The sequence below is a fragment of the Mesorhizobium oxytropidicola genome (assembly GCF_056174625.1).
In genome coordinates this window covers 107,708-119,939 of sequence record NZ_JBWBWK010000003.1, presented here as the reverse complement: position 1 = coordinate 119,939, position 12,232 = coordinate 107,708, and the positions used below count along the sequence as shown (strand labels likewise).

Genomic DNA, 12,232 nt, shown 5'->3' with positions numbered 1-12,232 from the left:
GAAACTCTGCCATCTCCACGGGGTCGATCGCTCACAGATCGACGACCAGATAGGAGTCTTCGACACTCACAGGGAAAGTTTCCGCTTTATACGGACCCTCGGCCAATTCGGTTCCCGGAGTTATCGTCACCGGGTATTGTCTCACGGATATTCGACCTGGATCACACCATGACTGGCCAGTGCGAATATCAAATTCCCAGCCGTGCCAAGGGCAGCGAATGAACTCCCCCCGACGCGAACACTTGACATGTCCGGGCTCATCTGCCGTTGCAATCCCTGAGATAAAGCCCATCGACAGTTCTGCGCTCTGGTGAGGGCAACGGTTGAGGAGGGCGAAGTAGTCGCCGTCGAGATTGAAGATGACGATGGGACGGCCCCGCACCTCGAAGACCTTGCGCATGCCCGGACCGACATCCTCTGCCTTGCCCACCACATGCTTAGCCATTTTCCCTCCCTATGCGAAAGCGAGACGGAACCCATCCGAATAGTCATATTGGTAAGCTCACTCCATTGATATTGAATAGACAGATTTGGTGAAAGTGAACCACTACAGATGGACACCGGTAATTTCTCCGGGGGTAGACCGAGATCGCGCACATGTCGATCGTGCGATTGGTCAGGATCGTTGAGCGAGCATCCAGACGGGGATCGGGGCGGTGCCCGTCAGCCGGGTGAAGATCCGGGACCGCGGCGCGAACAGTGAAGCGGAGCGCATCCGTTTTTCCTCGTCGATCCTGCCGAAATGGGCGCCGGACGCGAAGACTGGACGCGCTGCTTCCCGTTCTTTACCTGCGCGGCGTTTTGACGGCCGAGCATTGGGATCATCTGCGGACATCGAACCCCATCGAGCGCGTCTTTGCCACCCTTCGCAATCGCACGGTGCGGACGAAGGCGACGATTGAAACCTCCTCGTGCGAGCGTTATTCAGGTGAAAGTTCACCGTCGCGAAGGACATGCCCTCGATCGCTGCGATTACCTTCATCGATTTGCCTTCCGCGGACCATTTCAGGCAAAGAGCCTGCCTCGTGGTAAAGTCAACTCGAGCGCTCGCCATCGGCTCGGCTTCCTGTTGTTGGAGCTTGGAGTGGAGCAGCGAAACGGCCGTCACCGCCGCAAAAGGCCGTGCGGATTGGGATCGTAATCCCCAACCGGATGCCGAAGTCACCTGCCTCAGCATATAAAGGCGCGACCTCGGGAGGATAGCTTTTCGGGCGCTCGGGTGCCCACGCGAACGCCTCCATCTTTGCCCGTGCAGTTCTGACGACTGGATTGGTATTCTTGTAACTGCGTTCGAAATAGCGCTGCTGCCACTCATTTCACGCAGTTAGATACCGAGTACGTCCACACCGGTTGGATGTTCAGATAGGCATGACAGTCGAAGCTGAGCGCAGGGACGGCATCGGTGAGCGCGTCCTCCAACATCGCCTCCGATCTTACCAGGGACGAAATGTCGGACAGCTTCTGGAACCAGGTTCTCAACACTCGAACCTCCCTGTTCGGCCTTCTCCGTGGTGCTGTTGTTTTAGCGCGGGCAACCTGGCGTGCTTGCGCGTCGCGCGTCAGCGGTCGGATCATCCCAATACGGGGACCCTCTCTCTCTCGATCCCCGAGTATTTTGAGGACGCTGACGGAAGAGCCACGACACCGGCCTGATCTAAACCCGCGAGGTCATTCATGAGTTCAAGGTCACTCAATGGATAGGAGCAACAAGCGAGGATATAGCCAACCGCCTTGTCGCGCCGGCTAATACCGCCTTTGTCGCGCATTTCGACTTGGCCGCTCATGAGACGGACTCGGCAGGTGCCGCAAGAACCTTCGCCACAGCCGGTCGGAATACGCAGCCCACTCGCGGCTGCGGCGGCAACGACCGACTGCCCTGGCTTGGCGGGAAAATTCTTGCCCCTAAAACCGATCATCAAATCTTCGCAGGAAGGAACCGGCGCTGATGCAGGTTCTGACCTCTCGTGCATGTGCGGTGCCGGGCACCATGCCCCTTTGTCGATAGGTGTGGGAACAGACAGATTGACTTGGGAGAGTGTTTCCTCAGGACGAACAGCGGGATGCATGGCAATCTGTCGTCGACGCGATGCAGCATCATGCTCCGCGCCGCCAAAGGCCTCTGTGACGAACGCGTTTTCGACGCCGCCCTCTGCAAGATAGATCGCTCGCGTCGCCTTCATCACGGGTTCGGGGCCGCAGCAGAAAGCAACGCGCCGCGCCATGTCGGCACGATTCCGCGCAACATGGGGCGGGTGATCCGGCCCGACAAACCCGTCCATGTTTTATCCGGCCGAGACAAACAGAGATGAACAGAGAGGTTGGGCATGGCGTCCGCCATGGCACCGATCTCGTCGCCGAAAAGCTCATCAGCGCGTGAGCACGCCAGCTGCACCAATGTAGTATCGAGCGTGTCTGCACGCACCCGAAGCCAGCGCAGTATCGACATTATCGGCGTCATACCGCTGCCCGCGCCCACCAGCAACAGTGGCGCCTTTGGCGCATGCACAAGACTGAAACGTCCAAATGGGCCACGTGCAGCGAGCGTATCGCCGATACGCAGATATTTGTGCATCCAGAGCGTCGCTTGCGCCTCCGCACCGGTCTTGATGGTCAGTTCGATGCAGTTGCCGCCCGTGCCGCCTGACGCGATTGTGAAGCTGCGCTGGAATAGATTGCTTCCTGAAGGCAGAGTAAGTGACAGGGACTGGCCCGGATGATGACGGAATATCTGCCCATCTTGGCGGATCGCTTCAAAGACGTAAGTTGTGACGTTAGCCGTTTCCGCGCGCCGATCAACAAGCACAAGACGCAGATCGTCCGGTTCGAAAACGGGCACGCCGGGCTTCGGGAAGGCCCGCGGCGCAAGGCTCGCGTGATGCTCCATAGATGGTTTACTCCGCCACCATCAGACAGTGCTGCCCGTCGAACTGGTTAGATAACTGTTGGCAGTACCACTTGATGAAGTTCAGCACCATGAACTCGGCCACTTCGGAATAGCGACCGGGCTCGTAGCCAGCGGCCTTGATGCCCTTGTGATTCTCTTCGGCGAGCACGCGATCCTGGTCGTTGGTGACCCGCCATACTTCTGAAAGCTCCTCGGGCTCGTAGTCCCACCCTTCCACCGCGTCTTCGTGCACCAGCCATACCGTCCGCACCTCGGTGCGATCGGGCCCGAGCGGTAGAACGCGGAAAACAATGATATGATCGGACAGGAAATGGTTCCAGTTGTTGGGAACATGGAACATGCGCACTGACCCAAGATCGGGATCTGTCAGTTCGCCTAGCAGCTTGCGGCAGGCAAGTTTACCATCCATAGTCATAGAAATGGCCCCCTTACGAAAGGGCAGGCGGATGCAGCGAAACTCGAGACCGCCATCGACCGGTGCGTGAGGCAGGCCGAGCGCATCCCAGTCGCGCGCCTTCTGCTGCATGACCTCGAACTCTTCGCCGAAGCGCGCATCGTCCGGCAATGCCATTTCGACTAGGGAAACCAGCAGTTCGGGATGCGCACCGCCGCAATGATAGCATTCGCGGTTATTTTCGATCACGAGCTTCCAGTTCGCTTCCTCTACGATCACCGATTCGTACGCGATCTTGGTGCGGCGCGGCTCATGCGGCGCGATGTACGGCGAGACGGCTTTCCTGAAGGATTCGAAGTCTGGCGCCTCTTCGGCCAAGCAAATATAGACCAGCCCTTCCAGCGTCTGGACGTGGATCGACTTGAGGGGAAATTTGGACGGATCGAAATCGTCGCTCATATAGCGTGTCGCAAGCAGCTTGCCGTCTAGATCGTAAGTCCACTGGTGATAGGGGCAAACCAGGCGTGCCTTGTTGCCGCGATGCTCGCTGCAAAGGCGTGAGCCACGATGACGGCAGGAATTGTGGAAGGCACGCAACTCGCCCTCATGATCCCTGAGGACGATGACGGGTGTGGTGTCGATCTGCACGGTGACAAAATCTCCCGGATCGGGGATCTCGCATTCGGGCGCGACGAACAGCCACTGCTTGAAGAAAACCGCCTCGACATCTGCCCGGTAGATATCGGGATCGCTGTAGAACTCCTGAGGTAACGAATAGCCGTCAGCACAGCGCGCCATCGCTTGGCGGGTCTTCTGTTCATGGCCGGCGCCATGTAGATTGCTCATCGGGCTACCTCGCAACGGAAAGACATTCATTCCAGTCGCCGATTTCGAAACGAAGCGATGTTGGAAAAACGTCAGCCGATCGCAACTTCGCGTAATACTGAATGGCTCGAGGTGGTCAGCGTTGACGGCGTCGCCGTGATCGCCGGCAAGGTCGTTGCGGCCCATTCGATGCTCGGTCTTGACCTGGCCGATCACAGGCTCGATGGCGGAACGCCGGCGCATCTGGCGCGTGATGGCCGGGGTGACACGACGGTTTCTGACCGGCGGTAGAGACCCTGAACCTGTGGCCGAGCGGGACGTTGTGGCCGCGATATGCTACGGAAGGCCCCACGTTCGAAACGTTCATCCCGGCGATGGAGACGACCATCGGCAACCAGATATAGCGCATCCTCGCCGTCGTAAGGACTGCCGGGCAGCGCCTTTGCGTGCAGGGGGAACTGGCCGCCCTCCACGCGCTCGAGTGTGGTGGCGAGCATCGGCGGCACTCGTCGCCAACAGCCAGTTTATCGGGTTGTACCCAGTGCGCCTGTCGAGGCCAGAAATGCAAAAATCGGGTCGCTCAACGCGGCCACTCGGCCGTGACGTTACGGTCTAGCGCCGCGTCCTCTGCAGCAAATGCGTCTCACCAAGAGCACCGACCGGACTGTCGATCACGATGCCAAAGCGGTCATGTTGGTTCTAGCCGGGAAGATGTCGGGATCGATCCTTTCCGGCCACCGATCTCAACGTCGAACAAACTGGAAGTCAGGAGCGCGATGACGTGCATGCCTCTTTCTTCCGACTGCGCTGCGGCAGCTTGTCGACATGACGGCTGTGGTGTCGATCTGCATAATGATCAAATCCTGATGGAGAATCTCGCATTCAGGCGCAACGAACAGCCAGTCCTCGAAGAAAACGCCTCGACATCCTCACGGCATATATCGGGATCACTGTAGAACTCCTGCCGCAGAAAATAGCCGTCAGTACACCGGTTCAGGGCTTCCCTGACCTTCATTTCATGCCGCCGACTTTTGGATAGCTCATCGAGCTATCTCGAGACGGAAACACATCCATCCAGTCAGCGATTTTGGACGCAGCGCTGTCGGAAAAGCATCAGCCGATCGCAGCTTCGCCCCGGACTTAAAGACGCGCACGGCAAAGACCGAGGAGCAATGCGGTTTGTAGAAATTTCAATTCATATCCCCAGCTGCCGGTTTTTGGCGCGGACTGCCGTTTATCCGACATTCTGCGTGAAAAGCTGGATGATTATGTCAAACATTGACAGGCAGGCGAAGAGCAGCCGGCTGACAAACTGGAGATGATCGACCATGGCATTCCCTACGGCGGCCCCGTACCTCGTTATCGGCGCCGGCATTCACGGCCTTTCGACGGCCTACCACCTTGCACTGGCGTTGAAGCGCACCCGGAAGGGAAGCGGAAGCGACGTCCTTGTCATCGACAAGAGCGGAGTCGCCGCCGGCGCATCGGGTATTGCCTGCGGTGTCGTTCGCAACAACTATTTCCAGCCCGCAATGCGCGGGCTGATGGCCCATTCGGTTAGTGTCTGGGAAAGCGATGCGAATGCTTACCAGTATAACGCCGTCGGCTACATGCAGATCAGCTCGGATTCGATGCGCGATGACGTGCGTTCGATCTATGAGCAGCAGAAAGCGATCGGTTATGAATCGGTCTTTGTGGAAGGCGCCAAAGAGTCCGATGCCTATATGAAGGGCCTGTTCTCCGACTGGCAGGCGAAGAATATTACCTCGGTGCTGCACGAGAAGAAGGGTGGCTACGCTCACAACGCTGCCGCCATCTATGCGCTGGCGAAGAAGGCCGAGAACGAAGGCGTGCGGATCATCAGCGGCGTCACAGTCAAAGGCATGACCTTCGCCACTGGAGCCAGTTCGGCCGTGACCGGCGTCGACACCGATCGCGGACATATCGCCTGCGACTATCTCGTGGTCGGCGCTGGCCCCTGGGTCCGCGATTTCTGGAAGATGGCCGAATTGCCCGATACTGTGACAATCAAGAGCAAGGATGGCGAGCTGCATGACGGCATTCCGATGTGGCGCTTCTGGCAGCTCGAGGAAGGCGTGCTCGGTGTCGAACCGGATGCGTTCAAAACCAACGACGGCAAGATGCCGCCGGTGATGCATGTCGATACTGACGCCCCACTCTATTCCACCGTCGATGGCAGCATCATCACTGAGAGCATGTGGGGCATCTACTACAAGCCCGATTTCAATTTCGGCGGCATCCAGGGCGGTGCGATGCCCTATAAGGTCGACACTCCAGTCGATCAGGTCCAGATCGATCCTTACGGCCCAGCCTCGCCTGAATTCGTTTCGAGCCCTGAATTCGCGCATATGTGGGTGTCGGCGCTGGCGCACTGCCACAAGCGCTTTGAAGGCACAATGCCTCAATATCACCAGGAGCCTTCGGGAGGCATCGGTTGCTTCACGCCGGACAGCTTCCCGGTCTTCGAAGCGTTTCGTGAGAACGTCTACATGATCGCAGACTCCAATCACGGCTACAAGATGATCGGCGTCGGCGCGCTGGTCGCGGAAGAGGTGATCGGAAACGAATCCTCGCTGCTCAAGCCGTTCCGCCTGGGCCGCTACGCGGCGGGCGAACTGCACCCTGTCTCGAACAGCCCCTATCCATGGAGCTGACCCGCACTCAGCCAAAGCCGAATACTCGAAAGCCAGGCCTTGTGCCCGGCTTTCTTTGCTACCCGTCTTCGGGCGGATGGCCGATCGGGATGCTTATATCGACGGTGCGGACGCGCGATCGCATTTCCACCCTTTCCAGCCGCTCCGCAGTCGGCATGGACGGGTAAAGAACTCCGAGCTTCTCTGTGTTATCAGATCATCCAAACCTCGAGCGGGAAGATGATGCCGATCACCGATAAGGGCACGGAAGAACGTCCTCAGCACGTCGAGTTCATGTTGCTCGACGGCTTCTCCATGATGTCCGTGAGCAGCGCCATCGAGCCGCTACGAGCGGCGAACCGGTTGCTTAGCTTTGAGGCTTATCGCTGGAGTTTCTCGTCGGAAGACGGCGCGGCGGCCAATGCGTCAAATGGCATTTCTGTTAATGTCGATCAGCGCTTGGGCCAATCGAAGCAGCCCGCCTATCTTTTTGTCTGCGCCGGCATGACCCTTGTCGCGAAAGATCAGACGCGCCTCAACGTCATTCTGAACCGGCGCTCACGCGAAGGATGCCGGATGGGGGCGCTGTCAATGGGGGCTGTCTTTCTTGCTCGAGCCAATTTGCTAAGCGATGCGCGGTGCACGCTTCACTGGGAGGGGCAGCCGGCTTTTCGCGAGGAGTTTCCCTACATTCAGCTCAGCAACGAGCTCTACGTCATCGACAAGAACCGTTACACCTGCGCGGGCGGAACGGCGGGGCTCGATTTGATGCTTCACATCATCGCCCAGGATCACGGCGATCTCCTTGCCCGCTCCGTCGCCAATCAGTTTCAAGTTGATCGGATCCGAACCGGAAGCGTCGAACAGCGCTCGGGCAGCTCGGTGCGCCTGGACACACTGCCGCCGCAGCTCGGTCAAGCCGCGGGTCTGATGATGCAGAACTTCGAAAACCCGCTAAGCAGCACCGAGATCGCGCGAAAGGTCGGGTTGAGCGTACGCAATCTCGAAAGAATGTTTCAGCGCCATACGGGCCAGACTCCCGCACGGTACTACAAGACCCTGCGGCTAGAACAAGCGAGGGATCTGCTTCTGCATACCAGCCTGGCCAATGTGGATATCGCGATCGCGACGGGCTTCTGTACCAGCTCCTACTTCTGCGCGTGCTATAGGGAACAGTTCGGGCATTCCCCATCGGGTGAACGTCAGCGCGATGCCGCGCGCTTTGAGAAAGACGGCCGCCGCGAAAAGGGGGCACAAAGCATACGATGAACGAAGCCCGAGAGGTCAAACAAAAGCCTAAAAGCATTCGTCAAGCCGGCGATTTTGCAGCCACGCGCTTACATGCGCTTAAACACTAAATGGCAAGTATTACCACTTATCACATGCGAATGCACCTTCTTGTCGAAGCGTTGTGAGAAATTCTTCCTCTTTAGCAGCAGCAATCTCTATTGAGTTATAATTTGTTATTTTTGTGAATTACTTTCGTCTCCTCGAGGAAGGGATCTGCGATGAAGTAAGTGAACGGAGGACAGGGGCAGACGGGGTAGGTCAGAACGCAGCGGAGGAAAAATTTCGCAGCTTTCTTGGCGGGTCGTCGAGAACCCTTTCGATCCAGTGAATGCTGCGACGCCTGAGCAAATCGAGGCGATCCATATTTGTTCGATGCGAGTGCTGTCGGAGCTTGGCATACGTGTCATGGCAGAGAATATCGTGACACTGTTTGAAAGGGCTGGGGCGAAGGTGGACCGGTCCGAAAAGATCATCCGCATTGACGAGAGCATAGTCAGCGCGGCATTGAAGACGGCGCCTCGACGCTTCACACTCACCTCGCGCAACCCGGCGCGGAAACTGATGTTCGGCGATAGCAATGTGGTGTTCGGTCTCGTGGGGGGCCGCCCAATGTGCATGATCGGGTGAATGGGCGGCGCTCTGGAAACTTGCGCGACTACGAGAATTTCATCCGGCTGGCGCATCACTTCAACGCCATCCGCATGATAGGCAACCAGGTGGCCGCACCGCAGGAGCTTCCGGCTAATTCCCGGCATCTCGATTGCTACCGCGCCAACCTCACTTACAGCGATCGAAGCTATCACTGCACAGCCATTGGACGGGGCCGTGCACTTGAGGGCATAAAGATGATGGCCATCGCGCGCGGCGTGTCGCTTGACGAGATGAAACGCGAGCCGGGCGTGACTACCATCATCTCGGTGAATTCGCCGGGGCTCTTCGATGAAGCTATGGGCGACGGGCTGATTGCCGTGTGCGAGCTGGGGCAGCCGGTCACCATCACTCCGTTTACCCTGATGGGCGCGATGACGCCGGTGACGCTCGCCGCCGCACTCGCGCACCTCGAACGTCGACATGCGCTCGGGCGCTCCCGCCTTCGGGAGGCCGGAAAGCACGCGGGCCAATCTGATCTCTGGGCAACTAGCGCGGCGCTATGGGCTGCCGGACCGGAGCTCCAACAGCAATGCCTCGAACGCAGTGGACCTGCAGGCGGCCTACGAGACAGTCAACGCCACATGGGGCGCCATCCTGGGGGTGCGAATCTCATCTATCGTGCCGCAGGCTGGCTCGAAGGCGGGCTGACGGCGTCCTATGAGAAGCTCATCCTCGACGTCGAGATACTGCAGAACATGGTGGAGATCCTGCAGCCGCTCGATTGCTCGGAAGAGGCATTGGGTTTTGCGGTGATGGCGAGCGTGCCATCGGGCGGGCATTTTTTGGGGCGGAGCACACGATGGCGCGTTATGAGAGCGCCTTCTACCGCCCAATGCTTTCCGACTGGAGCAATCATGGCGCTTGGCTCGAAGCGGGAGCGCATGATGAGCTCGACCGCGCAACGGCGCTGTGGCAGCGGGCACTTGCCGAATACGAAGAACCGAAACTTGATCCCGCGATTGCCGAGGAACTCGACGCCTACGTTGCGAAACGGTGCGAAGAGATCGGCGGCGGCGACCCGTAGCGGTTAGTTGGGTGAGCGACCGTAGGCCAGTTTCGTTGGTGGTGGTGGCGGCAGGGGTCAGGGGCTGCGATCGTTCGGGCTTATTTCTGGTATAGCAAAAGCGGCGCACTCCGTCAGTCGCAGATCCGCGACCCGTTCTGTGACATGCTGGCTAACGGCATCGTCGGCTCGCGTTTCACAGTCGGGCGCCTCTCCTGCGTTGGCGAAGTCCCATAATGCTGCCGATAAGCGCGGGCGAAATGGGCATTGTTGGAAAAGCCGGTCGCCAAAGCCACCTCGGTGACCGAAAGCGTGGTCTGGCGCAGAAGATCGACCGCTTTGGACAGTCGCAATCCCCGGTAGAATTGCATGACGGACTGATCGAGCTGCGTCTTGCACAGCCGTTCCAGCTGTCGCTCGCCGATACCCGACAGTGTGGCGAGTTGGGGCAGACTCATGGGATCGGCGATGTGATCTTCCATCAAGGCGATCATGGCGATAAGTGCTGGATGGTGTACGCCATATTTCGACATTGCATCCAGGCGCTGAGGGTCTTCAGCCGGGCGCAGACTGGTATGGATGAACCAGTCGCTCACTTCGCGCGCCAGGCTCGCGCCGTGATGGGCGGCAATCAAAGCGTGCATCATGTCTAAAGGTGCCGAGCCGCCTGCGCAGGTGAAACGGTCGCGGTCGATCACGAACAGCCGCCGTTCCATCAAGGCATCGGGCGCGCTGGCGCGAAGCGCATCATAATGCTTCCAGTGGATGGTAAAACGGCGCCTCTCTAAGAGTCCTGCTTTATGCAGGATCGCGGCCCCACCCGAAATTCCGCCGAGTGCCACGCCCTGCACGGAGAGCCTCCGCAGAAAGCCTGACAGTCGTTCGGCATCGACGTTGAGCGGATCGCCCCCCGCGACCACGAACAGGATGTCGAGCTCCGGCGCGGATTCACCGATCGGTGCGGTATCGAACCAGCTGCCGACCGAAGACCGAGCCTTGCCGCCTAGATCGGAAAACAGAAGCAATTCGTATAGCGTTCGCCCGGCCAGCAGGTTGGCCGCGCGCAAGGGTTCGACGGCGGCGGCAGCCGACATCAATGCATAGCCGTCGCACAGAAAGAAACCGAAGCGACGGGGGTGGTGAGACGATCTCATGTCCTGAATAGTACACTATGTGTCTAATTTGGATACGCGCGATTTGAACGTTCATGCGATTGAGACGAACGCAATGATGTTGCCGAAAGTGTTCTTATGCGTTTCTCAGCGCTTCGTGTTATCAGGGAAACCCTCACCGGCCATAAGGGCTGGCGTCCGCTCTGGCGCAATCCCGAGCCGCAGGCCTCATATGATTATGTGATCGTCGGCGGTGGCGGGCACGGTCTGGCGACGGCCTATTACCTTGCGAACACGTTCAAGCAGTCGCGCATCGCCGTGCTCGAAAAAGGCTGGCTCGGCTCAGGCAATATCGGGCGCAACACCACCATCATCCGCTCGAACTACCTGCTGCCCGGCAACGAGCCTTTCTACGAATTCTCGATGAAGCTCTGGGAGAATCTGGAGCAGGAGTTCAACTTCAACGCGATGGTCAGCCAGCGCGGCATCGTCAACCTGTTCCACACGGACGGCCAACGCGATGCTTATCGCCGGCGCGGCAATGCAGCGATCCTGGCAGGTGCAGATGCCGAGCTTCTGGAACGTGACGCGTTGCGCGCGATGGTCCCGTTCCTGAATTTCGACAATGCGCGCTTTCCCGTGAAAGGCGGTCTTCTGCAACGCCGTGGCGGCACCGCGCGCCATGACGGCGTCGCCTGGGGCTATGCTCGGGGCGCCGACCGGGCCGGCGTCGATCTCATCCAGAACTGCGAAGTCACGGGGTTCCATATCGAGAACGGACACCTGAAGGGCGTCGAGACCTCGCGCGGATATATTGGCGCGAACAAGGTCGGCGTGGCCGTGGCGGGTTCCACCAGCCGCGTGATGGCGCAGGCGGGGATGGGGCAGCTGCCGATCGAGAGCCATGTGCTGCAGGCTTTCGTGTCCGAGGGGCTGAAGCCGACCATTCCGGGCGTCATCACCTTTGGAGCAGGCCACTTCTATATTAGCCAGTCCGACAAAGGCGGCCTCGTCTTCGGCGGCGACATCGACGGCTACAATTCCTATGCTCAGCGTGGCAATCTGCCGACAATCGAGGATGTAGCCGAAGGCGGCATGGCGCTGATGCCGATGATCGGGCGCGCGCGACTCTTACGCCTGTGGGGCGGCATCATGGACATGTCGATGGACGGCTCGCCGATCATCGACCGCACACCGATCGAGGGGCTCTATCTCAATGCCGGTTGGTGCTATGGCGGCTTCAAGGCGACGCCCGCTTCCGGCTACGCCTTCGCCCAGCTGCTCGCCACCGACCGCCCCCACGAAACGGCTGCCGCCTACCGGCTGGATCGCTTCGCGCGGGGTTATGTGATCGACGAAAAGGGCGCAGGTGCCCAGCCGAACCTGCATTGAGGCCAG

8 protein-coding genes and 4 pseudogenes are annotated in these 12,232 nt (G+C 59.1%); 5 read left to right on the top strand and 7 right to left on the bottom strand.

The window, feature by feature from the left end:
- Nucleotides 1–31: 31 nt before the first annotated feature.
- Complete coding sequence (locus tag AC0V8S_RS39970; protein WP_475439447.1) at nucleotides 32–445, bottom strand: Rieske (2Fe-2S) protein; 414 nt, start codon at nucleotides 443–445, stop codon at nucleotides 32–34.
- A 187-nt stretch (nucleotides 446–632) separates the two neighbouring features.
- On the opposite strand from AC0V8S_RS39970, the pseudogene AC0V8S_RS39965 reads away from it, so the two are divergent.
- Nucleotides 633–828, top strand: a pseudogene (locus AC0V8S_RS39965) (IS256 family transposase); the annotation flags it as partial.
- Between the two features lie 206 nt (nucleotides 829–1,034).
- Here the strand turns inward: AC0V8S_RS39965 and AC0V8S_RS39960 are convergent.
- The 5 genes and pseudogenes from AC0V8S_RS39960 to AC0V8S_RS39940 form a co-directional block, all read right to left on the bottom strand.
- Nucleotides 1,035–1,253, bottom strand: a pseudogene (locus AC0V8S_RS39960) (hypothetical protein); the annotation flags it as partial.
- A gap of 318 nt (nucleotides 1,254–1,571) precedes the next feature.
- Entirely contained in the window at nucleotides 1,572–2,222 is a 651-nt protein-coding gene (locus tag AC0V8S_RS39955; protein WP_475439446.1) for a 2Fe-2S iron-sulfur cluster-binding protein, read from the bottom strand.
- Complete coding sequence (locus AC0V8S_RS39950; RefSeq protein ID WP_475439445.1) at nucleotides 2,180–2,884, bottom strand: FAD-binding oxidoreductase; 705 nt, start codon at nucleotides 2,882–2,884, stop codon at nucleotides 2,180–2,182. The genes AC0V8S_RS39955 and AC0V8S_RS39950 overlap by 43 nt, the downstream gene beginning before the upstream one ends.
- 7 nt (nucleotides 2,885–2,891) lie before the next feature.
- On the bottom strand, nucleotides 2,892–4,175 hold the full coding sequence (locus tag AC0V8S_RS39945; protein ID WP_475439503.1) for an aromatic ring-hydroxylating oxygenase subunit alpha: 1,284 nt from the start codon (nucleotides 4,173–4,175) through the stop codon (nucleotides 2,892–2,894).
- An 87-nt stretch (nucleotides 4,176–4,262) separates the two neighbouring features.
- Nucleotides 4,263–4,461: pseudogene (locus tag AC0V8S_RS39940) on the bottom strand (IS5/IS1182 family transposase); the annotation flags it as partial.
- Nucleotides 4,462–5,452: 991 nt separating this feature from the next.
- Between AC0V8S_RS39940 and AC0V8S_RS39935 the strand changes: the two are divergent.
- The 3 genes and pseudogenes from AC0V8S_RS39935 (at nucleotide 5,453) to AC0V8S_RS39925 (ending at nucleotide 9,743) form a co-directional block, all read left to right on the top strand.
- Nucleotides 5,453–6,799, top strand: coding sequence for an NAD(P)/FAD-dependent oxidoreductase (locus AC0V8S_RS39935; protein ID WP_475439444.1), 1,347 nt, complete (start codon nucleotides 5,453–5,455; stop codon nucleotides 6,797–6,799).
- A gap of 219 nt (nucleotides 6,800–7,018) precedes the next feature.
- A complete protein-coding gene (locus AC0V8S_RS39930; protein WP_475439443.1) occupies nucleotides 7,019–8,047 on the top strand; it encodes a GlxA family transcriptional regulator in 1,029 nt (342 codons plus the stop codon).
- 300 nt (nucleotides 8,048–8,347) lie between these two features.
- Nucleotides 8,348–9,743 (top strand): annotated as a pseudogene (locus AC0V8S_RS39925) (trimethylamine methyltransferase family protein).
- Nucleotides 9,744–9,856: 113 nt separating this feature from the next.
- Here AC0V8S_RS39925 and AC0V8S_RS39920 read toward each other — a convergent pair.
- The gene (locus AC0V8S_RS39920) at nucleotides 9,857–10,816 is read right to left on the bottom strand and encodes a GlxA family transcriptional regulator (protein WP_475439442.1); all 960 of its coding nucleotides are present in this window, start codon (nucleotides 10,814–10,816) and stop codon (nucleotides 9,857–9,859) included.
- A 156-nt stretch (nucleotides 10,817–10,972) separates the two neighbouring features.
- Here AC0V8S_RS39920 and AC0V8S_RS39915 point away from each other — a divergent pair, with 156 nt between their 5' ends.
- Nucleotides 10,973–12,226: a sarcosine oxidase subunit beta family protein gene (locus AC0V8S_RS39915; RefSeq protein WP_475439441.1), complete on the top strand. Its 1,254-nt coding sequence runs from the start codon at nucleotides 10,973–10,975 to the stop codon at nucleotides 12,224–12,226.
- Nucleotides 12,227–12,232: the final 6 nt, after the last annotated feature.

Coding starts and splice junctions, on each gene's coding strand:
- AC0V8S_RS39970 (WP_475439447.1), bottom strand. CDS start 445: ATGGCTAAGCATGTGGTGGGCAAGGCAGAGGATGTCGGTCCGGGCATG.
- AC0V8S_RS39955 (WP_475439446.1), bottom strand. CDS start 2,222: ATGGCGCGGCGCGTTGCTTTCTGCTGCGGCCCCGAACCCGTGATGAAG.
- AC0V8S_RS39950 (WP_475439445.1), bottom strand. CDS start 2,884: ATGGAGCATCACGCGAGCCTTGCGCCGCGGGCCTTCCCGAAGCCCGGC.
- AC0V8S_RS39945 (WP_475439503.1), bottom strand. CDS start 4,175: ATGAATGTCTTTCCGTTGCGAGGTAGCCCGATGAGCAATCTACATGGC.
- AC0V8S_RS39935 (WP_475439444.1), top strand. CDS start 5,453: ATGGCATTCCCTACGGCGGCCCCGTACCTCGTTATCGGCGCCGGCATT.
- AC0V8S_RS39930 (WP_475439443.1), top strand. CDS start 7,019: ATGATGCCGATCACCGATAAGGGCACGGAAGAACGTCCTCAGCACGTC.
- AC0V8S_RS39920 (WP_475439442.1), bottom strand. CDS start 10,816: ATGTCGGCTGCCGCCGCCGTCGAACCCTTGCGCGCGGCCAACCTGCTG.
- AC0V8S_RS39915 (WP_475439441.1), top strand. CDS start 10,973: ATGCGTTTCTCAGCGCTTCGTGTTATCAGGGAAACCCTCACCGGCCAT.